The 22,325-nt window shown below is 69.3% G+C and carries 22 protein-coding genes; 9 read left to right on the top strand and 13 right to left on the bottom strand.

From position 1 onward, the window contains the following. The first annotated feature begins 10 nt into the window (after positions 1-10). A complete protein-coding gene (locus tag ACYVD1_RS03715) occupies positions 11-700 on the top strand; it encodes a hypothetical protein (protein WP_460767706.1) in 690 nt (229 codons plus the stop codon). 10 nt (positions 701-710) lie between these two features. On the opposite strand, the gene ACYVD1_RS03710 is transcribed toward ACYVD1_RS03715, so the two are convergent. Beyond that, the gene (locus ACYVD1_RS03710; RefSeq protein WP_460767703.1) at positions 711-1,691 is read right to left on the bottom strand and encodes an NAD(P)/FAD-dependent oxidoreductase; all 981 of its coding nucleotides are present in this window, start codon (positions 1,689-1,691) and stop codon (positions 711-713) included. A 159-nt stretch (positions 1,692-1,850) separates the two neighbouring features. On the opposite strand from ACYVD1_RS03710, the gene ACYVD1_RS03705 reads away from it, so the two are divergent. Next, positions 1,851-2,873 (top strand): aminotransferase class V-fold PLP-dependent enzyme, encoded by a 1,023-nt coding sequence (locus ACYVD1_RS03705; protein ID WP_460767700.1) that lies wholly within the window; start codon positions 1,851-1,853, stop codon positions 2,871-2,873. 111 nt (positions 2,874-2,984) lie between these two features. On the opposite strand, the gene ACYVD1_RS03700 is transcribed toward ACYVD1_RS03705, so the two are convergent. The 4 genes from ACYVD1_RS03700 to ACYVD1_RS03685 all read right to left on the bottom strand — a co-directional run bounded on the left by ACYVD1_RS03700 (position 2,985) and on the right by ACYVD1_RS03685 (position 6,361). Continuing rightward, complete coding sequence (locus ACYVD1_RS03700) at positions 2,985-3,440, bottom strand: TIGR03618 family F420-dependent PPOX class oxidoreductase (RefSeq protein WP_460767697.1); 456 nt, start codon at positions 3,438-3,440, stop codon at positions 2,985-2,987. A 256-nt stretch (positions 3,441-3,696) separates the two neighbouring features. Next, a complete protein-coding gene (locus ACYVD1_RS03695; RefSeq protein WP_460767693.1) occupies positions 3,697-4,302 on the bottom strand; it encodes a dihydrofolate reductase family protein in 606 nt (201 codons plus the stop codon). Between the two features lie 263 nt (positions 4,303-4,565). Continuing rightward, a complete protein-coding gene (locus ACYVD1_RS03690; RefSeq protein WP_460767690.1) occupies positions 4,566-5,486 on the bottom strand; it encodes a transglutaminase-like domain-containing protein in 921 nt (306 codons plus the stop codon). Beyond that, positions 5,483-6,361: a MerR family transcriptional regulator gene (locus ACYVD1_RS03685; RefSeq protein ID WP_460767687.1), complete on the bottom strand. Its 879-nt coding sequence runs from the start codon at positions 6,359-6,361 to the stop codon at positions 5,483-5,485. Before ACYVD1_RS03685 ends, ACYVD1_RS03690 begins: the two co-directional genes overlap by 4 nt. A gap of 291 nt (positions 6,362-6,652) precedes the next feature. On the opposite strand from ACYVD1_RS03685, the gene pip reads away from it, so the two are divergent. Further along, positions 6,653-7,606 (top strand): prolyl aminopeptidase, encoded by a 954-nt coding sequence (gene pip, locus ACYVD1_RS03680; RefSeq protein WP_460767684.1) that lies wholly within the window; start codon positions 6,653-6,655, stop codon positions 7,604-7,606. 74 nt (positions 7,607-7,680) lie between these two features. Here pip and ACYVD1_RS03675 read toward each other — a convergent pair whose 3' ends face one another. Beyond that, positions 7,681-8,856: an aminotransferase class V-fold PLP-dependent enzyme gene (locus ACYVD1_RS03675; RefSeq protein WP_460767930.1), complete on the bottom strand. Its 1,176-nt coding sequence runs from the start codon at positions 8,854-8,856 to the stop codon at positions 7,681-7,683. 216 nt (positions 8,857-9,072) lie between these two features. On the opposite strand from ACYVD1_RS03675, the gene ACYVD1_RS03670 reads away from it, so the two are divergent. Beyond that, on the top strand, positions 9,073-10,056 hold the full coding sequence (locus tag ACYVD1_RS03670) for an adenosine deaminase (protein WP_460767681.1): 984 nt from the start codon (positions 9,073-9,075) through the stop codon (positions 10,054-10,056). Positions 10,057-10,119: 63 nt separating this feature from the next. Here ACYVD1_RS03670 and ACYVD1_RS03665 read toward each other — a convergent pair whose 3' ends face one another. Together ACYVD1_RS03665 and ACYVD1_RS03660 are read right to left on the bottom strand one after the other, a co-directional pair. Beyond that, positions 10,120-11,103 (bottom strand): DUF2332 domain-containing protein, encoded by a 984-nt coding sequence (locus ACYVD1_RS03665; protein ID WP_460767678.1) that lies wholly within the window; start codon positions 11,101-11,103, stop codon positions 10,120-10,122. A 36-nt stretch (positions 11,104-11,139) separates the two neighbouring features. Beyond that, positions 11,140-12,129, bottom strand: a complete 990-nt coding sequence (locus tag ACYVD1_RS03660) for a GlxA family transcriptional regulator (protein WP_460767675.1) — start codon at positions 12,127-12,129, stop codon at positions 11,140-11,142. Positions 12,130-12,378: 249 nt separating this feature from the next. Here ACYVD1_RS03660 and ACYVD1_RS03655 point away from each other — a divergent pair, with 249 nt between their 5' ends. The 3 genes from ACYVD1_RS03655 to ACYVD1_RS03645 all read left to right on the top strand — a co-directional run bounded on the left by ACYVD1_RS03655 (position 12,379) and on the right by ACYVD1_RS03645 (position 14,621). Further along, on the top strand, positions 12,379-13,077 hold the full coding sequence (locus tag ACYVD1_RS03655; protein WP_460767672.1) for an ABC transporter ATP-binding protein: 699 nt from the start codon (positions 12,379-12,381) through the stop codon (positions 13,075-13,077). Positions 13,078-13,087: 10 nt separating this feature from the next. Continuing rightward, positions 13,088-13,558 (top strand): redox-sensitive transcriptional activator SoxR, encoded by a 471-nt coding sequence (gene soxR / locus ACYVD1_RS03650; protein WP_460767669.1) that lies wholly within the window; start codon positions 13,088-13,090, stop codon positions 13,556-13,558. A 73-nt stretch (positions 13,559-13,631) separates the two neighbouring features. Next, positions 13,632-14,621 carry a hypothetical protein gene (locus ACYVD1_RS03645; RefSeq protein WP_460767666.1) on the top strand — a complete coding sequence of 330 codons (990 nt, stop codon included), beginning with the start codon at positions 13,632-13,634 and terminating at the stop codon, positions 14,619-14,621. A gap of 84 nt (positions 14,622-14,705) precedes the next feature. On the opposite strand, the gene rnhA is transcribed toward ACYVD1_RS03645, so the two are convergent. The 3 genes from rnhA to ACYVD1_RS03630 all read right to left on the bottom strand — a co-directional run bounded on the left by rnhA (position 14,706) and on the right by ACYVD1_RS03630 (position 16,644). Then, complete coding sequence (gene rnhA / locus ACYVD1_RS03640; protein WP_460767664.1) at positions 14,706-15,179, bottom strand: ribonuclease HI; 474 nt, start codon at positions 15,177-15,179, stop codon at positions 14,706-14,708. A 264-nt stretch (positions 15,180-15,443) separates the two neighbouring features. Next, the gene (def, locus tag ACYVD1_RS03635; RefSeq protein ID WP_460767661.1) at positions 15,444-16,109 is read right to left on the bottom strand and encodes a peptide deformylase; all 666 of its coding nucleotides are present in this window, start codon (positions 16,107-16,109) and stop codon (positions 15,444-15,446) included. Between the two features lie 91 nt (positions 16,110-16,200). Continuing rightward, positions 16,201-16,644 (bottom strand): SMI1/KNR4 family protein, encoded by a 444-nt coding sequence (locus tag ACYVD1_RS03630; RefSeq protein ID WP_460767927.1) that lies wholly within the window; start codon positions 16,642-16,644, stop codon positions 16,201-16,203. A 277-nt stretch (positions 16,645-16,921) separates the two neighbouring features. Here ACYVD1_RS03630 and ACYVD1_RS03625 point away from each other — a divergent pair, with 277 nt between their 5' ends. Both ACYVD1_RS03625 and ACYVD1_RS03620 read left to right on the top strand, forming a co-directional pair. Next, the gene (locus tag ACYVD1_RS03625) at positions 16,922-18,193 is read left to right on the top strand and encodes a sensor histidine kinase (protein WP_460767658.1); all 1,272 of its coding nucleotides are present in this window, start codon (positions 16,922-16,924) and stop codon (positions 18,191-18,193) included. Next, complete coding sequence (locus ACYVD1_RS03620; RefSeq protein ID WP_460767655.1) at positions 18,145-18,795, top strand: response regulator; 651 nt, start codon at positions 18,145-18,147, stop codon at positions 18,793-18,795. Before ACYVD1_RS03625 ends, ACYVD1_RS03620 begins: the two co-directional genes overlap by 49 nt. A 65-nt stretch (positions 18,796-18,860) precedes the next feature. On the opposite strand, the gene ACYVD1_RS03615 is transcribed toward ACYVD1_RS03620, so the two are convergent. After that, a complete protein-coding gene (locus ACYVD1_RS03615) occupies positions 18,861-20,888 on the bottom strand; it encodes an AMP-binding protein (RefSeq protein ID WP_460767652.1) in 2,028 nt (675 codons plus the stop codon). A 142-nt stretch (positions 20,889-21,030) separates the two neighbouring features. Beyond that, the gene (locus ACYVD1_RS03610) at positions 21,031-22,287 is read right to left on the bottom strand and encodes a multidrug effflux MFS transporter (protein WP_460767649.1); all 1,257 of its coding nucleotides are present in this window, start codon (positions 22,285-22,287) and stop codon (positions 21,031-21,033) included. Positions 22,288-22,325 lie beyond the last annotated feature (38 nt).

The following is a 22,325-nucleotide window of genomic DNA, read 5'->3' as shown; positions in this document are numbered from 1 at the left end:
GGAGACGGCGATGCCCCGACCAGGACCACCGGCCACCCCACCCCTGATCCGTTCGCTGGCCCTGGTCCTGGGCCCGGCACTGCTGACCGTGACGGCCCTGATCCACCCCACCGGCACCGACCTGGTCCACATGGCCACCCACCAACCACAGCTGTGGTTGACCGTGCACGTCATCCAACTGCCCTTGTTCGGCCTGGTGGCGGTGTCCCTGTTCCTGTTGTCCCGCTCCGGGAGCGGGTGGGCGCGCGCCGTCAACCTGGTGGGGCTGTGGCTGTTCGTGGTCTTCTACACGGCGATGGACACCCTGGCAGGGATCGCCAGCGGCCTGCTGGCCCTGCACTCCCAAGACCTACCTGCCGACGAACGCCGGGCGGTCCTGGACCAGATCAGCGCCTTCAGCGCCGACTTCTCCGCCCCACTGGCCAACGCGGGCTGGGCGGCCTTCACCCTGACCCTGCTGGGCGGTCTGGGGTGGGTGGCCGCCACCCTGGGCGCCGCCGTGTGCCTGTGGCGCTCCCCCGTCCACAACGGGGCGGCGGTCCTGGTGGCGCTGAGCGCGATCTACTTCGTGCACGACGCCCCCACCGCACCTGCGGCGATGGCGCTGCTCACCGCGGGGGCCGTGTGGGCGGCACTGTCCCCACACGACCCCACCAACCCCGGCCCCGCCGGGCCACCCTCCGGCCAGACCGGGACCTGAGCAAGGACCCTCAGGCGGAAACGGACCCGGCCTCGGAGACGGCCCGCTCGGCCTCGGTGAAGACCAGGTCGGCGTTGATCGCCGCCCCGGCCCGACCACCCGCGGCAGCCGACCCCACCACCTGCTCCGACACCGAGGCGATGTTGCCCGCCACCCACACCCCGGGCACCCCCGTGGCGCCCATGGGCCCCGACTCCACATAAGTGCCCATCACGTGCTCACCCATCCTCTGCTCGACCACCTCAAGCCCCAGGCCCACCAGCAGATCCGCGCGCGCACGCATGAACGTGGGCACCACCACCGCACGCACCGCCACCACCGACCCAACGGCGGTGCGCACCCCGCTCACCCCAAAATCGTCGGACTCCACCGCCACCACCGGCTCGTCCACCACGGTGATCCCTCGCGCGGCCAGCTTGGCCCGGTCCTGGGCGCCCACGTCCTGTCCGGGGTGGGCGAACACCGTCACCTGCTCGGTCCACTGCCGCCACATCAGGCCCGCGTGCACGGCCACGGGACCACTGGCCAGCACCCCCACGCTCTGGTCGCGCACCTCCCACCCGTGGCAGTAGGGGCAGTGCAACACCCCGCTGCCCCAGTGCTCGGCCAGCCCGGGAACGTCGGGCAACTCGTCGACCAGCCCGGTGGTGACCAGCAACCGCTGGGCCGCCACCACCGCACCGTTCTCACACTCGATCCGAAAACCCTCCCCAGCCCCTGCGGGGGCGCGCTCGACGGCCACCACGCGGCCGTGCTCGACCACACCCCCGTAGGACTCGACCTCCGCACGCCCCCGCGCCACCAGTTCCGTCGGCGCAATGCCCTCGTTGCCCAGGCAGGCGTGTACTCCTTGGGCGGGGGCGTTGCGCGGCTGGCCCGCGTCGAAGACCAGCACCGAACGCCGCGCCCGGGCCAGGGTCAGCGCCCCGCTCAACCCGGCGGCGCCGCCGCCGACGACCACGACCTCGAATGCGCGTGTGGGCTCGTTCATGGGTGTCCTCCCTTGTTCGTGCCCCCATCCTGCGCACCACCCCACCAACTGACAATCAATGTTGCCAATCCAGCAAAACCCGCGCCGGAGCAGCACCCCCACCCTCCTCTACCGTCGGCACCCGCCCCAGCCCAGCACCGGCCGCTAGGCTCCCCAACCATGAACCACCTGTTCAACACCGACACCGTCTGGCTCAACACCGCCCAATACGGCATCCCACCCACCACCGCCCACCAGGCCCTGACCGACGCCCTCCACAGCTGGCACCACGCCACCGGCGACCCCCGCCACTGGTTCGAAGCCGTCGAAGCCACCCGCACCCGCTTCGCCCACCTGCTCAACGCCCCCACAGACGACATCACCCTGGGCGCCACCACCGCCCAGATCATCGGCACCATCGCCGCCTCCCTCCCCCACGGCGCCCACATCCTGGTCCCCGAAGGCGAATACACCTCCGCCACCTTCCCCTTCCACGCCCAAACCGACCGCGACATCACCGTGCACACCGCACCCCTGCACGCCCTGGCCGACCACATCACCCCCACCACCCACCTCGTGGCCTTCAGCCCGGTACAGTCCGCCAACGGCGCCCTGGCCCCCACCGACCAGATCCTGACCGCCGCCCGCACCCACCACACCCTCGTCGTGGCCGACGCCACCCAAGCCGCGGGCTGGCACCCCCTGGACGCCACCCGCTTCGACGCCCTGGTCTGCTCGGCCTACAAATGGCTCATGGCACCCCGCGGCCTGGCCCTGGCCTACCTCGCCCCCACCCTGCGCACCCACCTGCGCCCCACCAACGCCGGACCCATGGCCGACGCCACACCCGCCACCGCCTTCTACCGCGACCACTTCCAGGCCGCACCCACCGCCCGCGCCTTCGACCTGTCACCCAACTGGTTCGCCGCCGTGGCCGCCGCACCCTCCCTACAGGTACTCCTGGACCAAGGTGTGGAACACATCCACACCCACAACACCCGCCTGGCCGACCGCCTGCGCGCCCACCTGGACCAGCCCCCGGCCCACTCGGCCATCACCACCGTGGACACCCCCGGCGCCCTCGACAAGCTGCACCAAGCAGGCATCACGGCCACCGAACGCGGCGGCCGCACCCGCCTGGCCTTCCACCTGTACAACACCGAAGCCGACGCCGACCTGGCCGCCAAGGCCCTCACCGGATGACCCCCGCAGCCCCTCCACAGGGCAACCCTGGGCCCAGCACACACCAGCGGGGGCTGGTGTGCCCCGAACACGCCAACCCCCGCGGCCCCGGGCGGAACCAGTCCCCCGCTGTCAGGGAATGATCCCCTCACTCTCGGGGCGCACGTTGCCCAGCACCCGCTTGACGGCGATCTCGATCACCACCCGGTCCGGGTTGGGGCGCGGCTGCCGGTACCGCTCGGCATAGCGGCGCACCGCCTCGGCCACCGCACCCTCCTCGTGGGAAACCGAAGCCTCACCCTCCAGGGTCGACCACCGCCCCCGGTCCACCTGGCACACCGACACCCGCGTACCCGGGCGCGCACCCAGGTTGCGTGCCTTGAAACTGGAGGCGAAGGTGATCACCCGCGCCAGATGCCGCTCAGGGTCATAGGTCACCCCCACCGGAACCTGGTGGATGCTGCCGTCCGGACGCGGCGAAGCCAACGTACACAGGTGGTACTCACCCCAAAACGCCAGAAAGGGGTCTCGGGGCCCGGGCCCTTCGGTCGACGAACCGGGCTCCGGGGGAACTGTCTGGTCGGGCACAGGGACTCTTCTCCATGATCAGCGGGCATGCCAGAACACCAGCTTCCCAGCCCCCTCCGCCGAAGCTATTTCGACCAAGGCAGAAACGGGGCGAATCGAGACCAATCGCCCCGCTTTTCGACGCCGCCGCGCTCACGCACCGCCTACGCCACGTGGGTGACCGGGTTGAGCTGCACCACCACCTCCAGCCACCGGGGCAGGGTCTGCGCGAGCACGAACACGCTGCTCAGGAAGATCAGCGAGAACAGCAGCGACGTCACGCAGGGGCGCCGAGCGGCGGGCGCTCGAGCACGCGTGGCTTGTACTCGACCAGCTGGATGCGGCCGTCGAAGGTCCGGTGCTCGATCATCTCCAGAGCGACGTCCGGGTAGCCGTCGTAGATGCGTTCTGCGCCCGTGGCCCCGGTGATCACCGGGAACATCACGACTCGGAAGCGGTCGACGAGTCCAGCCCGTAGCAGGGACCGGCACAGGCTGAGGCTTCCGATCGTGCTGAGGAGCCCCGAGCCACCCGACTTCATGGCGCGGACCGTCTCGACGGCGTCGTCGCGGACGAGCGTGGAGTTGGCCCACGTCAGAGGCTCCTCGAGCGAGGAGGAGAACACCACCTTGGACGCTTGAGTGAGCTCGTCGACAGACGCCTCCTCTTCGGGCCTGAATTCGTCTTGGCCAGGGGGGACCTCGCCGGCGGCAAAGCCGGACATCAGGCGGTAGGTGTTCGCTCCCATGAGGTGGGTGACCTCGGGCTGCTCGCCGAGCCAAGCGAGGTACTCCGGACCCTCGAGGCCCCAGAACCCGGGCCACCCCTCTCCCGATGCGTTGCCGTCGAGGGAGGTGATGAAGTCAACGAGAAGCTCTGACATGGCGGTGTCCTTTCCTCGGGTGTCACTTACTGAGACCGGCCGCGGGCCATGAACTCATCGGGTCCGTTCGGTTGTTTCGATGAATTCTCCTCAACTTGCCCTTGGTGGCCCCGAGGCGTTGACGGACAGGACGACAGCGGTCGACCTGCACACACCACTCGACCTACCGGTAGGTAGAGAAAAAATCGGAACCACGGCCACTCACCCCACACCTCAGGCCCCCGCACACCCAGCCCGCCACCCCCACCACAGGCAGACCGGGCTCACAAGCGCGGCTCGGCCACCCGCGAGACCAGATCCACCCACCCCCGGTACCCCGACGGCGAACCGCAGTACACCCGACCCCGCGGATTCAACCGCCCGTCCCGCCAAAACCACTCCGCCAACGCCTCCTCCGCACCCCCATCCCCCGCATCCGCGCCCACCACCAACCCCGCCACCTCATCGGTCAACTCGTTCTCACCCCACCGACCCATCGCACCCCACTGGTCCCACAACAACGTCTCCACACCCAGCCGATGCGCCACCTCCAACCACACGTAGTCACGCACCAACCACCCACCCCGCAGCATCGGCAACTCCGGAGCCACCCCGAAATCGGACCCGTCCACCTCACCGGAACGCACCGCCAACCACACCGCCGACGCCCCCGAGAACGCCACCTGACCCACCGCACCCTCATGCGACAGATCCAACACGTCCACACCCCACCCACCAGCCGGATCCAACTGGGTGTCCACCCACACCCACCGCCGCCCGTCCCAGTACTCCACCACCACGTGATCAGTACCAAAACCCGCGTTCAGATACGACGCGAACCCCACCCGCGTCCGTGCCGCCACCCCGTGCTCACGCAACGCCGCCACCGTCACCAACGCAAAATCCCGACAACACCCCACCAGCGGCACCGACCGCCCCACCGACCAAGCCCGCCCGCCGCGCACCGCGTCGGTGGCCAACATCGCCTCCACCCACCGAAGGTCGATCTCCTCCCACCGCTCACCCACACCCACCCGGCCCCCGTACACGTAATGCGTCAACACCCCACGCAACCGCGCACCGATCCCCGCCACATCCCCCGGCAGGGCCGCCAACACCTCCCGATAGGCACCCGGGTCGGTAAAGGGCGTGTGCGCACGCCACCGCTCCACACCCACACCGTCAACCGGCCCGTCACCGCTCATCCCGCCACCTCCACCGGCCGCGCCACCCACGCAAACGTCTCCCGCTCACCCACCCGCTCGAAGGGACGCAGATACACCTCCCGAAACACCTCCACCGGCCGCAACCCCCGCTCCCCCACACCCCGCTCCACAGCCGCATACGCCCCCATAATCCGCGGATAGAAACAATCCCGCCGCTCCACCGCGGCCACCAACCACACCCCACCCGGCTCCCACCGCAACGACACCCGCCCCTCCGGCCACGCCACCCCCGCATACGGCACCGCCACCTCGATCAACGCCGCCCCATCCGGCGACGGCGTCCCGTGAAACAGCACCCACGTGGCCTCACCGGCCCGCGCACCCTGCCGCGCCAACACCCGCCGCACCCCAGCGGCCAACCCCAGGTAGGTCTCCACCAGGTCCTGCACACCCACATACGCCCGCGCGCACGCCACCCTCTCCCCGGGCACCGACTCCACCGACGTCTGCCAGGCCGGACCACCCCCACCAAGGTCACCCGAACCGCCGGGGCCCTGCAGACCCTGCTCGCCGCCCACCAGAGCACACACCCCTTCCACCATGGCTTCTCGCGAACGCTCCACCTCCCGGCGCACCCGCCACCAGGCCCGCACCAACCCCACGGCCTCCTCGGGCGGGGCGGCCACCACCTCGGCCACCGTCGACAACGGCATGTCCATCCGCCGCAGCGCACGCACCCGCACCGCCACCTCCAACTGCTCGGGCAGGTAGCGCCGGTACCCGTTGTCGGGATCCACCCGGTGCGGCACCAACAACCCCGACCGCTCATACAGCCGCAACGCCTTGGGCGACAGACCACTGCGCCGAGAGAACTCGCCCCGCGAGAGCCCCGACCTCTCCTGTGCCTCGTCCATGGCCCCGAGTCTGGCCCCTGCCCCAAGGGCACGGTCAAGGCACCCAACCGTTTCCCGCACTCACCGCCACACCCCCGGGCGCCGCCCACATAGGGAGTGGGAACGCCAAGCACCCGCCGATAGCATCGGGGGCCAACCCGACCGGCCCCGGGCCCCGCACCAAGGCCGCGCCAGCACGGCGCCCGAACGGATGGCGGGCCAGTTCCGGATCGACGCCCCAGCACCGCCGCGGCCCCGCACCAGGGCCGCCCCATCACCCTGCCCACCACACGCCGAACAGGAGCCCCCACCATGTACCCCGCCAACACCCCCCACACCAGCGGCTACCTGCCCCGCCCCGACGGCCACCGCCTGTTCTGGCAAGAATGCGGAAACCCCCACGGCACCCCCGTCCTGGCCGTCCACGGCGGCCCCGGCTCCGGATCCCACCCCCAGTGGTCACGCTTCACCGACCCCGACCACTACCGCATGATCCTGCTCGACCAACGCGGCACCGGCCACAGCACCCCCAACGCCGGTGAACACACCACCGACCTGTCCACCAACACCACCCCCCACCTCATCGACGACTTCGAAGCCCTACGCACCCACCTGGGCATCGACCGCTGGCACGTCCTCGGGGCCTCCTGGGGCTCCTGCCTGGGCCTGGCCTACGCCCAAGCCCACCCCGACCACGTCATCTCCCTGGTGCTGTTCGCCGTCACCGCCGGCACTCGCCGCGAGATCACCTGGATCACCCACGACATGCGCCGCATCTTCCCCGAAGCCTGGGAAAGCTTCCGCGCCGACGCCGGCCCCGACGCCGACCCCCACCACCTGCCCGCCGCCTACGCCCGGCTCCTGGCCGGCCCCGACCCCAAGGTGCGCCACGACGCCGCCCAAGCCTGGTGCCGGTGGGAGGACACCCACGTGGCCACCGTCCCCGGCTTCACCCCCAACCCCCGCTTCGAGGACCCCGACTTCCGCCTGACCTTCGCCCGCACCGTCACCCACTACTGGGCCAACGACTGCTTCCTGGCCCCCCACCAACTCCTGGACCACATCCCGCGCGTGGCCCACATCCCCGCCGCCCTCATCACCGGCCGCCTGGACATCAGCGGCCCCAGCGACACCGCCTACGACCTGGCCCGCCACTGGACCGCCGCCGAACTCGTCATCGTCGACGACGCCGCCCACACCGCCAACACCTCCGGGATCGGCGCCTCCGTCGTGGCCGCCACCGACCGCTTCACCCACCTGCACTAGCCCGCGAACCACCGCGGGCCAGCGGGGCGGCGCGCCCGATCCGGCCACCGCCCCGCGGGGTTGAGGCGCACGGGTCAGGCCAGCTCGGCCACCAACCCCGCCAACACGTCCACTTCCTCCTCGGTGTTGTAGTAGTGCACCGAAGCACGCACCACCGCACGTGCGGGCCCACCCCACCCGTCCCACACCTGCGCCCCCGGGTGCGAGACCGTCGTGCTCACCCCGCGCTCACGCAACGCCTTCGACACCCGCACCGCCTCACGCCCGGTCACCGCGAACGTCACGATCCCTGACAGCTCACGCCCCCGGTCACACACCTGCACACCCGCGACCCGCCCCAGCGCCGAACGCAGCCGGTGCGACAACACCCCGATCCGCTCACGCGCCCACCCCATCCCCACCTGGCGGGCGTACCGGGCGGCCACCCCCAACCCGATCTGGGCCGCCGCCGCGTGCTCGAAGGACGCAAAACCCGCCGCGCCGGGCAGCACCCGGTACTGCCCCGGCCCGGTCCACTCACCCCCGATGTGGTTGACCAGCAACGGCTCACCCAACCGGGCCCCCGACCGCACATACAAAAACCCCGACCCGCGCGGGCCTCGCAGGAACTTGCGGCCGGTCGCCGAGAGCAGATCACACCCGATCCGCTCCACGTCCACCTCCCACTGGCCCACCGACTGGCACGCGTCCAGCAGATAGGTCACACCGAACCGCCCACAAACCGCCCCCACCTGCTCGGCCGGGTTCACCAACCCGTTGTGCGTGGGCATGTGGTTGATCGCCACCAACCCCACATCCCCGCGCCCCAGCTCCTCCTCCAAGGCGCCCACGTCCAGCACCCCGTCGGCGTCATCGGACACCACCTCCACCCGCACCCCGCGCAGAGCCGCCGCCCGCAACAACCCCACCCCGTTGCTGGCGTACTCGCTGGTGGTCGTCAGCACCCGCTGGCCCGGCGCCAACTCCACCGCACCCAGGGCCTGCGACCACGCCTGGGAAGCCCCCTCGAAGAACACCACCTCCTCCGGCGCGGCCCCGATCAGGCCCGCCACCTGCCCCATACCCTCCTCCAGCTGGGCCTGCGCCAGGTCCATGGCCTCATAACCACCCACCCGCGCCTCCAACTCCAAGTGCGCCACCATCGCCTCGGTCACCTGCCGGGGCACCAACGCCGCACCCGCGTTGTCGAAGAACGCCAGCTCCGCACACCCCGGAGTGTGCGCACGCAACCCGGCCACATCCACACCCACCACAGCACTCCCCCATCTCTGAGCGGCCCAGGACAGCCACCAACGCGAAGCACTCTGCCACCACACCCCACGCTCACACCGGAGCGGCCCCACCACCCGCACACCCCTCAGCCCGATGTGGCACACATCAACCCCACCACCGCCCCACCCACCCCCTCCCATCAGCCACAATGGCCACCAACCCACACACATCCCACGAAAGGGCGCCCGGCTGCCATGGCCATCCCCAAAGCCGAACTCCACCTGCACATCGAAGGCACCCTGGAGCCCGAACTCGCCTTCCACCTCGCCGAGCGCAACAACATCACCCTCCCCCACCCCGACATCGCCGCCCTACGCGCCGCCTACTCCTTCACCGACCTCCAATCCTTCCTCGACCTCTACTACGCCCTCATGGACGTCCTACGCACCGAGGACGACTTCCGCGACCTGACCGAGGCCTACCTGACCCGCGCCGCAGCCCAAGGGGTCCGCCACGCCGAGATCTTCTTCGACCCCCAAGCCCACACCAGCCGCGGCATCCCCCTGGACACCGTCATCAACGGCCTCACCACCGCCCTGGACACCAGCCTGGCGCGCCACAACATCTCCACCAGCCTCATCCTGTGCTTCCTGCGCGACCGCCCCGCCACCGAAGCCATGAACACCCTGGCCGCCGCCCGCCCCCACCTGGACCGCATCACCGCCGTCGGACTCGACTCCGCCGAAGTCGGCAACCCACCCGAGAAGTTCACCGAGGTCTTCACCGCCGCCGCCCAGCTCGGCCTGCGCCGCGTCGCCCACGCCGGAGAAGAAGGCCCCGCCGACTACATCTGGCAAGCCCTCAACCTCCTGGGCGCCGAACGCATCGACCACGGCATCCGCGCCCTGGACGACCCCGCCCTGATCACCCACCTGGCCACCACACAGACCCCCCTGACCGTGTGCCCCTTCTCCAACGTGCGCCTGCGCGCCGTCCCCGCCCTGGCCGACCACCCCCTGCCCGCCCTCATGGACGCCGGACTCCTGGTCACCGTCAACTCCGACGACCCCTCCTACTTCGGCGGCTACGTCCACGACAACTACCGGGGCCTCCAAGAGCACCTGGGCCTGACCAACGAACAGCTGCGCACCCTGGCCCGCAACTCCTTCACCGCCTCCTTCCTCACCCCCCAACGCCGCGACGCACTCCTGGCCCAGGTCGACGCCCACACCTTCTAACCCACACACAAAGAAGGGGGCTGCGCACCTGAGTGCCAACCCCCCACGTGTTCTCCGGATGTCCTACCGCCACGTCAACGACTGGCCGTGCTCACCCGCATACGCCACCACACGACCATCCACACCCACCGTGAAATCGGTCTCCACCTCCGGCCGCGCATACTCCCAGTCCGGGAAGGACCGCCACCCCTCATTCGACACCCAGTGCCCCGGCAACCCCCGCACCAGCTCAGCGAACCGAACCCGCTGCGCCGCCGACAGATACGACACCACCGCACTGTGGAACACCACCAGCGTGGCCCCCCGCGGCGCCTGCCCCGCCAACCGAGGCAACTCCTCCATCAGGTCCCCCGACACCAACCGCGCCGGATCGGCCGCGACCACCGACGCCGCCGCCCGCAACCGCTCCACCCGCACCCGCTGAGTGCGCCCCGGCCACACCAACGACTCCAACCACCGCACATCACCCTCATCACCCGCATCCAGCGGGTTCAGATCGACCCCCGCCCGCCACACCACCTCGGGCGGCGCCCCCGGAACCGGCACCCCGCCCCGGGTGGAACACTCCAACAGCACCGGGCTGCCCACAGGCCCGATCGGCCCCGCCCCGTCAAAGGAATACCGGTACCGGTCCGGATACAGGCACAACCCCGCCGACGCCCCCACCTCGATCAGCGCCAAAGGCCCCTCGAACCGCGCCAGCACCGGCAACAGCGTCGCACACCGCCGCACCTCGTTGGTCTGGGTCATGCGCTCCGACACCACCTGGCGCACCGCATCCCAGTGCCCCACCAACCAGCCCCGAAACCCCTCCCAGGAGTCGGTGGGCCCGCCCAAGTACCGCACCGCTCCCAACAACAGGTTGGGCTGGCGCTTATTGCCCTCGGGCAACGACAACACCAGGTCCAGCACCCGCTCGTCCCCGGCCAACCCCAGAGCGATCCGCTCATAGTCCGCCGAACCACCGCGGGCGAAATTCACCGCGAACCGCCGATACCGCTCAGCGATCCGCTCCCGCTCCGCACCCGGCTCCACAGTCACGTCCACAGACAACCCTCCACACACGAACACGTGTGCGGCAACCTACCCGCCGCTCCCCCGGCCAGCCGAGCCCGCCCCCACCCGAAACCGCTCCCGGTACTCGGCCGGAGCACACCCCAGCGTGCGCACGAACGCCCGCCGCATCGCCTCGGCCGTACCGAACCCGCACCCGCGCGCGATCGCCACCACCGGAGCCGACCCCTCCTCCAACCGGCGCCGCGCCCACTCCACACGCACCCGCTCCACATACCGGCCAGGCGTGGCCCCCACCTGCTCGGCGAACACCCTCGAGAACTGGCGCACCGACAATCCCGCCCGCTCAGCCAACACCGCCAACGACCACCCCCGACCCGGGTCGGCATCCACCAGGTGCTGCACCGCACGCACCTCGGCCCGCTCAGCCCGCTGGGTGGCCAACTGGGTGGAGAACTGCGCCTGACCACCCGGGCGGGCCAGGAACACCACCAGGTTGCGCGCCAACGACAACGCCACCTCACGGCCCAGGTCCTCCTCCACCACCGCCAACGCCAGATCGATCCCCGACGTCACCCCCGCCGACGTCCACACCCGCCCCGAACGCACGAACACCGGGTCCCGCTCCACCCGCACGCCCGGAAACTCCGCCGCCAACCGGTCGCAGTGCCGCCAGTGCGTGGTCACCACCAACCCCTCCAGCAGCCCCGCATGGGCCAACACGAACGCCCCCGAACACACCGACGCCACCCGGCCCGACCGCCCGGCCACCTGGCGCACCACCTCCACCAGCGCCGGATCCGGGTCGTGGGCGCCCTGCCCGCCGGCCACCACCAAAGTGTCCACCCACCCCAGGTCCTCCAACGCCACCGACGGCACCAACCCCACCCCGCTGGAGGCATGCGCCACCGCCCCGCCCAACGAGGCCGTACGCACCCGGTACCGCGACCCCCGCGCCCGAGCCGCCCCGGCGAACACCTCCAACGGACCCGTCGCATCCAGACTCTGCACACCGTCGAAGACGACGATGACCACCTCATGATGTGTGCTCTGCTCCATACACCCCACCCAACCGGGCACCGCACACGGCCACAAGGTCACACACCCCACCCATCCAGCCACCCACCCATCCAGCCACCCACCCACCGCCACCACCCCTCACCCACAGTGCACCCAACCTGACACCATTCTGATCCGCCCGCGCCTACCCTGGACCAACGAGACCAAGGACACGAACAGATAACGAGAACTCTCACACGCCCGGGACAATCCCAGGCAGGTGACGACCACTCACACGAACGGACACCCGTGAGGCTCTCCCACCGCCAACACCTGCGCCACAGCACCACACCCACCCACACACCGGCCCCACCGCTCGTCGAGCTGCACGACGTGTCCCTCACCCACGCCCACCACACCCTCCTCCACCACCTCGACCTCACCATCCGCCCCGGCCAACACATCGCCCTCGTCGGCCTGCCCCCCACCGCCGCCACCGCACTCGCCGACCTCCTCACCGGCCACACCCACCCCACCCACGGTCACATCACCACCCACACACCCATCCACACCACCCACCCCGACCCCACCCTCGCCCAAGCCATCACCGGCCACACCCACCCCACCCCCCACGACCCCCACCTCACCCACGCCCTCACCACCACCGGACTGAACACCCACGCCCACCACACCCCCCTAGCCGACCTCGACCCCGCACTCACCCCCCACATCCACCACGCCCGCACCCTCTACACCCACCACACCGGAGCCCACCTCCTCCTCATCAACCAACCCACCACACCCACCCCCAACCCCACACCCGACACCGCCCACCTCACCCTCACCAACCAACCCACCCTCGCCCGCACCGCCCACCGCATCCTCCTCTTCCACCACGGACACCCCACCGAAACCGGCACCCACCACCAACTCCTCATCCGCGGCGGCGCCTACGCACGCCTCTACGCCCTCCAAACCAACCGGAACACCACCCCCACCAGGCCCTAGGATGGGCACCGTGCCGCCCATCACCAAGGAACTCACCGTCGGACAGGTCGCCGAACGCGCCGGGGTCGCCGTCTCCGCCCTGCACTTCTACGAGCGCCAAGGCCTCATCCACAGCCGCCGCACCACCGGCAACCAACGCCGCTACCGCCGCGACACCCTGCGCCGCGTCTCCTTCATCCGCATCTCCCAGCGAGTCGGCATCCCCCTCGCCCGCATCCGCCAGGCCCTCGACCAACTCCCCGAGAACCGCACTCCCACCCGCAACGACTGGGCCAACGTCTCCGCCCAATGGCGCGACGAACTCGACGCACGCATCTCCCAGCTCATCCGCCTGCGCGACGACCTCACCGGATGCATCGGCTGCGGCTGCCTGTCCCTGGACACCTGCGTGCTCTCCAACCCCGAAGACGAACTCGCCACCGCCGGCCCCGGCCCCCGCCGCCTCCTCGTCGACCCCTTCAAAGACGAAGACCACAACTAGTCCCCCACACAGGGGAGCCACACCCCACCCCAGAGGGAAGCCCCACCCGCCCGGCCACCCCCACGCTGGGACCATGCCCACCACCGCCGCAGCACCCAGCACCGCCACACCCCACACCCTGGCCCGCCTCACCCTGACCTGGGCCGCCCTCCACACCGCCCTACGCCTGTACTGGACCCTCACCGACACCCGCCCCCACCTGCCACCCATGGGCGACGACCTCCTCATCGCCTCCGACTGGGGCATCATCACCCTGGGCGCCGCCACCCTCCTACTCACCCCCGCCCTGGCCCGCACCCACCCACCACGCACCCCCCGCCTCCTGCTGGCCACCGCGGCCACCACCGCCGCCCTGACCACCGCCACCGCCGTCCTCCTCCTACTGGACGTCGTCGGACTCCTCCTCCTGGGCACCTCCGGCATCCCCCTGCACCCCCTGGCCATCACCACCCGCCTCGGCGCCCTCACCCTGGCCCTCCTCCTAGCCGCCACCACCCGCGCCGCCCACCACCGCTGGATCGCCCTCTGCACCACCTGCGGACGCACCCCCCGCACCCGCCCCGCCCTGGACACCACACCCACCTGGGCCTACGCCGCCGCCTACCTCACCGCCACCGCCTGCCTGACCCGACTGGCCGCCCAAGCCGCCACCACCGGAACCGACAGCCCCCTCAGCCCCAACGACCCCCTCGGCGCCGCCGCCGTCATGACCGCACTCGTCCTCCTCCTCAGCACCGCAGGCATCCTGCTCCCACTGGCCCTGGTCCACCGCTTCGGACGCACCTGGCCCGCAGGGATCCCCCACCTGGCCCACCGCACCGTCCCCCGCATGCTCGTCCTCGGCCCCGCCCTCTTCGCCGCCATCGGCATGAACCTCTACTTCGGCCTCAACCTCGCCGGCCTCCTCCTGCACGGCACCGCCGCTTACGGCCCCGGCTACCCCGACTGGTTCTACTGGGTCAGCGTCGGCGCCTACGTCACCTGGGGCGCCGGACTATCCCTGACCACCGCCGCCTACGCCCGCCTGACCCGACCCACCTGCCCCGCGTGCCACCACCGCTAGGCAGCACGAAGCGGCGGCACCCCACCGGGTACCGCCGCCACCCCCCACACCCGCCCGCCGAACCCGAGCGGCACCGGAGGCGCTCTAAAGCCCGCCGGCCTCGTCGCGGCCGCGCCGGGCCAGCTCGTCGGCGCGGTCGTTGCCCTCGTCGCCGCTGTGCCCGCGCACCCACTTCCACTCGACGTCGTAACGCGAGGCCACCTCGTCCAGGCGCTGCCACAGGTCCACGTTCTTGACGGGTTTCTTGTCGGCGGTCTTCCAGCCGCGCTTCTTCCACCCGTGCACCCAGGAGGTGATGCCGTTGCGCACGTAGGAGGAGTCGGTGTGCAACAACACCGGCACGTCCCGCTTCAGGCTCTCCAGTGCCTGGATGGCCGCCATCAGCTCCATCCGGTTGTTGGTGGTCTGCTCCTCACCGCCGAACAGCTCGCGTTCGTGTTCCTTGTAGCGCAACCACACCCCCCAGCCCCCCGGGCCGGGGTTGCCGCTGCACGCCCCGTCGGTGTAGATGACCACGCGTTCCGTCGACTGCTGGTCGACCTCTTCCCCGTTGTCCATGCGGGGCAATCTACCGCTCTGGCGGGTCACGAAAAGGCCACAGCGATCAGATGAAGGTCCAGATCCAGGGCCAATAAACACCAATGGCGCCACCAAACCGACCATTTCGGACTACAGGACCGACCAAAGGCACCCCCACACCTCCACCCCACCAGCCAGGAAACCCGCACCCCGAACCACCACCCACGGTAAAACCCTGAGTACACAACGACGGGGGCGCACCGGAAAAACCAGTACGCCCCCGCACACGACCGCGAAACGGCCCTAGCCCGCCAGCTCGCGCTCCAACTCCTCAGCACGCTCCTCCCGGCGGGCGAACACGTCGTCAGCCATCTCGTTCATCTTCTTCAGCACCCGCTTGCGCTCCCGCTTGGAGAGCCGATCCACATACACCCGGCCGAAGGTGTGGTCGGTCTCATGCTGCAGACACCGCGCGAAATAACCGCTCCCGGTCAACACGACCTCATGGCCGTCCTTGTCCACCCCGCGCACCGTGGCGTGCTCAGCACGCCCCAACTCCGCGTGCGGCCCCGGCACCGACAAGCACCCCTCGTTCTCCACCACCACCGGATCATCCAGGTCACGCTCGTCCAGCACCGGATTGATCACGTGCCCCACATGCCGCACCCCGTCATCGTCAGGGCAGTCATAGACGAACAACCGCAGATCCACACCGATCTGGTTGCCGGCCAGGCCCACACCCTCAGCCGCATACATCGTCACGAACAAGTCATCCACCAGCTGCGCCAGCTCCGCACTGCCCAGCATCGACTCCGCGACATCGGCATTGACCCGGTGCAGAACCTCCTCACCGGTCACCGTGACCCTCCGGACACGACCCCGAGCGGCCTCAGGCGCCAACTCAGGAAAATCCGACACCGCCCGACCCTGGACATAGGTAACGGGCACGGGCATGGGCTGCTCCGACATGGTCCTTCTCTCAAGGCGGGCTCAAGGGGAAACGGCGGCACCAACACCACCGACCACGAAAAATAGCACGACCGGCCAGCTCACCCCGGCACTAACGGAACCACGCGTTGCCCTGGATGAAACACCGCGCCAGATAGTCACGCAACGACACCACCACCAGCCGCCGCCGGTCACTCTCATGATCCCACACCACGATCCCCGGACCGTAGTCCGTGTGCACGTAGGCGAACTGCGGCCCCATATCCGAGTCACCGAAGAAGATCATCTCACCGAACGGCGCGTACAACTCCCGATAGTCCGGCTCCCCACGCATCGCCAGGTTGTCCTCCACCAACCGGCGCGCACTCCACACCACCGCATCCCCGTACTCATTGGTCACCCCGTCCGTCTCCCGCAACAGAGAAGCCAACTCGAACGGCAAAGGCAGCATCAATAGCTTCTCGACCTCGGCAAGGGTCGCCTCATCGGCCGGATCACTCAGATCGGCCTCGGGGTACATCTCCAGGATCAGTTCACGCCACACACACACGATCATCACAGGTCGTGGCAAGACACGGGAAATCGCGGTCGGCGAGTTGCCCCGAAAATCCACCCCACCACGCCACACACCCCACCACCACACCCACCCCAAAACCCCAAAAACACCTCAAAAGACACCCCGCGTGTCCACCCCACCACCAAAAGCACACACCCCAGACAGACCCAACCCACACCCCACCACCCCAAACCGGGGAGCCACCACCACCGCAACCACCCACCACCACACCCCAAAATAGAAACGAGGAGACCACACCCACAGGAAGAGACCCACCATGGCCACCCCCAACCCACACAAAACAGGCCCCCTCACCACACTCGCCTACCTCTTCCTCCTCGTCTCCCAAAACATCGCCGCCCTACTCCTCCTCCCCCTCGTCATCGCCTCCGCCGTCCTCACCCTCATCTGGATCGGCCTCCCCTTCACCATCCTCACCGCCACCACCCTCCGCACCATCGCCAACGCCCAACGCACCACCCTCGGCCACCTCCTCCCCAACGGACCCGTCCCCACCGCCTACCGCCCCATACCCCCCACCGGCGTCCACGCCCGCGTCCGCGTCATCCTCACCGACCCCGCCACCTGGCGTGACCTCCTCTGGCTCACCAGCGCACCCCTCCTCATCACCCTCGGCCTCATCGGCTACACCCTCTACGCCCACGCCCTCTTCCAAACCACCTACGCCCTCATCCTCTGGCGCACCCTCCCCGACCTCTACGGATTCATCACCCCCACCACCCAAGGCCAAGCCCTCCTCATCCTCATCCCCGCCGCCATCACCCTCCTCATCGCCCACACCCTCACCCCCCTCGCCACCAACGCCTACACACACCTCAACCGACTCATCCTCGCCCCCTCCGAAAAAGCCCGACTCACCGCACGCGTCGCCCACCTCGCCACCACCCGCGCCGACACCATCGACACCCAAGCCGCCGAAATCCGCCGCATCGAACGCGACCTCCACGACGGCGCCCAAGCCCGCCTCGTCGCCCTCGGCATGAACCTCGGCATGGCCGAACAAATCGTCGAAACCAACCCCACCAACGCCAAAAACATGCTCGCCGAAGCCCGCGAAACCACCCGCCACGCCCTCACCGAACTCCGCGACCTCGTCCGAGGCATCCACCCACCCGTCCTCGTCGAACGCGGACTCGACGGAGCCGTCCACGCCCTCGCCCTCACCCACCACCTCCCCATCACCGTCACCACCCACCTCCAAGGCCGCCCCGGCGACCCCGTCGAATCCGCCGCCTACTTCGCCATCGCCGAACTCCTCACCAACTCCGCCAAACACGCCCAAGCAACCCACGCCTGGGTCCACATCAACCACGGCCGCCAACGCCTCGTCATCACCATCACCGACAACGGAAAAGGCGGCGCCCACCCCACCCCCGAAAGCGGACTCTCCGGCATCGCACGCCGACTCGACGCATTCGATGGCACGATGAACATCACCAGCCCACCGGGCGGACCCACCATCGTGACCCTGGAGATCCCGTGCGCGTTGTCATCGCCGAAGACCTTGCCCTCCTCCGCGACGGACTGATCCGGCTCCTCGAAGCCCACAACTTCACCGTCGTAGCCGCCGTCGACAACGGCCCCGACCTCCACACCGCCCTCACCGAACACAAACCCGACGTCGCCGTCGTCGACGTCCGCCTACCCCCCACCTTCACCGACGAAGGCCTCCAAGCAGCCATAGGAGCCCGCACCCACGTCCCCGGCCTCCCCATCCTCGTGCTCTCCCAGCACGTCGAACAGCTCTACGCCCGCGAACTCCTCTCCGACGACGTCGGCGCCGTCGGATACCTCCTCAAAGACCGCGTCTTCGACATAGGCCAGTTCATCGAAGCCATCCGCCGCGTCGCCGACGGCGGCACCGCCATGGACCCCGCCGTCATCTCCCAGCTCCTGGCCCGCCAAGACCAGAGCGGCCCCCTCGCCGAACTCACCCCCCGAGAACGCGAAGTCCTCGCCGAAATGGCCGAAGGCCGCTCCAACTCCGCCATCGCCGGACGCCTCTACATCACCGAAAAAGCCGTCAGCAAACACATCAACAACATCTTCACCAAACTCGAACTCCCACCCTCCTCCGACGACAGCCGCCGCGTCCTCGCCGTCCTCGCCTACCTCAACGGCGAGCACTAAGCACGAGCAACAACAAAGGCCGCGACCCCACAGGGACCGCGGCCACCACCACAAAACCTCAACAACTACTCACGACGCACCCGGTACAGGCCGTCGATCTCCTCGGAGAACGCCCTCAGCACCGCCTCACGCCGCAACTCCCCCGACCCGTGCACCAAACCCGACTGCACCGTGAACTCCTCCGCCAACACGTGGAACGACCGCACCGCCAAATGCCTCGGCACACTCCGATTGGCCTCGTACACCAACCCCTGCACCTCACGCAGCAGATCACGATCCCCCGCGATCTCCTCCGGCGCCATCGACAACGGCCGCCCGTTCACCAACCGCCAGTACTCCAACTGGTCACGCACCAGCGTCACCAACGCACTCGCGAACGGACGCCCCTCCACGATCACCAACACCTGACTGATCAACGGATGAGCCCGCAACCGTGCCTCGAACTCCGCCACCACATCGATATCCCGAGGCCGCTCCGGACCTGACGGCACCGCAACGAACTCACCGGCACCCGACCTCGTCTCCGGAGCCCCCGCCACGGGAGCCTCAGCGGCTTCCAGGGCCTCGGAAGGCCCCTGCTCCACCGGAGTAGGAACAACAGGCGGGGCCGCACGCTCCACCTCGGACGGTGCGGCCGCCAACTCAGGCACAGCCCGCTCCAACACAGGAGCCGAACCCCGGGGCACGAACCGTCCCGGCACCTCAGCAAGGGACGCCTGCGGCCGTGAGCGGCCACGCACCCGCACGAAACCCTCGTCGTCCACGTGGGCCACAACGCCGGTCGCCAACCAGCCCTGACGGAACGCCGCCTGCGCCCCCTCACCGTCGGCCCAGTAACCCGAGAACACCGCACCACCGCGCACGTACAGCTCACCCTCGGACGAAGCCCACACCTCGCGTCCCGGCATCGCCCGACCCACCGTGCCCGGCGAACGGTCACCGACCGCGTTGGCTGTGAACACCCCGGCCGTCTCCGGAATGCCGAACACCTGCATCACCGGCACACCCACACCGCCGAAGTAGCTGTCCAACCGTTCTGAAAGCCCACCGCCCCAGCACACCGCCAGGTGCACGCGACCACCCAGCATGTCCCGCACCTTCGCGAACGACCAGTCGTACATCGAGCGCGACAGCCGCCGCCAGGCACCCTTCTTAGGCGCCTGGTCGAACTGCACCGCGGCGTCCATCGCCGCGTTGAACGTGCCCACCGAGTCCCAGTCCGTGGAGTGGGCGCTCTCGCGCTCCGAACCGTGAACCCGTTCGAACAGCTTCGGCGTGCATACCAGCACCGTCGGCCGGAACCGCTCCAGTTCACGCAATAGGGAACCCGGGGCCGTCATCCCCACCCGGACCCGGCCCACCACGCAGGCCACCAGCGTGGCCAACCCGGGCAGCTCCGACAGGTGCTGGTCCAACACCGTGCTCGCCCGGTTCGCGTCCAGCTCCGACAGCCGTGGCCACATTCGGTCAACCAGGTCGGCAGCGGCGGTCAGAAGCGCACCGTGCGAGAGCACCACACCCCGAGTCCTCCTCGAGACCGTGCTCATCGGGTACAGGATCACCGCCGGGTCCTCGGAGACCACCTCGTCCCGTCGGAACCGCACCGCCGATGCGTCCATGTACGCACCCAGGCTCACGATGTCGGGCAGCCCCTCCTCCAGGCGCCACACGCGGCCCATGTCCGGCAGCTCGCGCTGCAATGCCGTCACGGTGCGGTGCTGCCGCTCTCCCTGCACCACAGCGGCCGCTGGACGGATCTGGCGCACCACGTGTGACACCCGCTCCGCCGAGGCGAACTCGGGCAGAGGCACCAGCACCGCTCTGACCGACCACACGGCGTAGGCCACCCGCACCCAGTCATGGTGCGAGCCGGCCACCAACAATACCCGGTCGCCCTCGGTCACACCGGCTGCAACCAGTCCCTTGGCCAGGGACGTCACCTCGGTGGCGAACTCGCCGGCCGTCAGGCGCTCCCAGCCTCCACTCCCCAGGACCGAGAACACGTGCGCGTGCGCGTCGGAGGTCGCCACCTCATAGACCACATCGCTCAACCCGGAGTGCCCTCGAGCCAACGAACCGGGTGTCTCGCCCATACCCACTCATCCTCTGCCGCATCAGAAGGCGGGCACGGCACGATTCCTACCCGCCTCAAACTGGGAATCGTGCCCTACTGTGCCCATTTCCCCACGGAAGGGCAACCTCAGGATTTCGGACGAAAGTCCAGCACACCTGGACTCATCGGACCTTAGAACGAGCCGACCACACGAAAGCCACCATGGACAGTGCCGCCACCGACACCATCACCACGGCCATACTCACCAACGAGGCCTCACCCGAAGGCGTCAGCCCGGCCATCGCGGCCACCGAACCGCCCAAAGCGAACTGCAACGAACCCATCAGAGCCGAAGCCGTCCCCGCCACAGCCACCGGCTGACCGTCCAGGGCCGACACCGTCGCGTTCGGCATGATGAACCCGACGCTGAACATCATCACAGCCAGCAGAGCGGACACCATCCACAGCTGAGCGACCCCGGCCAACGCCAACACCAGCAGCACGAGCACCGCTGCCAGCGCCAGGACCAACCCCATGAACAACCGCCGAGGGGTGTCGATCCGGCCCACCAGCAGGCCGTTGCCCTGGGTGCCCGCCATCGAAGCCAAGGCGTTCAGCGCGAACAGCCACGCGTACGTCTGGGGCGACACGCCGAACTCCTGCTGGGACACGAACGAGAACGCCGACACGTACGTGAACAGCATCCCGAAGCTCAGCCCGAGTGTCAGAACCGGCCCCACGAACCTCGGGTTGCGCACCAGCGCCAGCACGGTCGTCGCCAGCTGACGCGGCCCCTGACTCCGACGGGCCTCCCGCGGCAGGCTCTCCGGCAGCCACAGCAGAACCAGCACGAAACTCAGCGCCGACATCGCGGCCAGCACCCAGAAACTCAACTGCCACGGGCCCACCAGCAACAACTGCGCACCCACCAGGGGCGCCAGCAGTGGAGCCAGCATCATCACGAGCGCCAGCCGGGAGAAGAACCGCACCGCGTCGTCACCCTGGAACAGGTCGCGCACCACGGCTCGAGCCACCACAGCACCCGCGGCCCCGGCCACACCCTGCACGAACCGCAGCACGACGAACACTGTCACGTTCGGCACGAACACACACAGCACCGACGTGACCGTGAACAGCGCGACACCCACGAGCAGGGGGCCGCGACGGCCCCAAGCATCGCTCATCGGACCGATGATCAGCTGACCGACCGCCAGCCCCAGCATGATCGCGGTCAGGGTCAGCCCGATCTGCCCCTCGGTCGCCCCCAGCTCCTGCGTGATCTGCGGGAAGGCCGGGAGGTACATGTCGGTCGCCAACGGCCCGGTGGCCGTCAGTACACCGAGGACCAGCACCAACAGCGCGATCGACTTACGCGACCGCAGAGGGTTCGGGCCTACCCCTTGCGCGGAGGCGGTGGACGGGGACGGAGGGGACTGCACAGGTACTCCAGTTCAAAAAGACGGGTGGGTGGGAGCGC

The organism is Nocardiopsis nanhaiensis (assembly GCF_054778635.1).
Note: the sequence above shows the minus strand (reverse complement) of the source record. Positions and strands in the feature narration are given on the sequence as shown.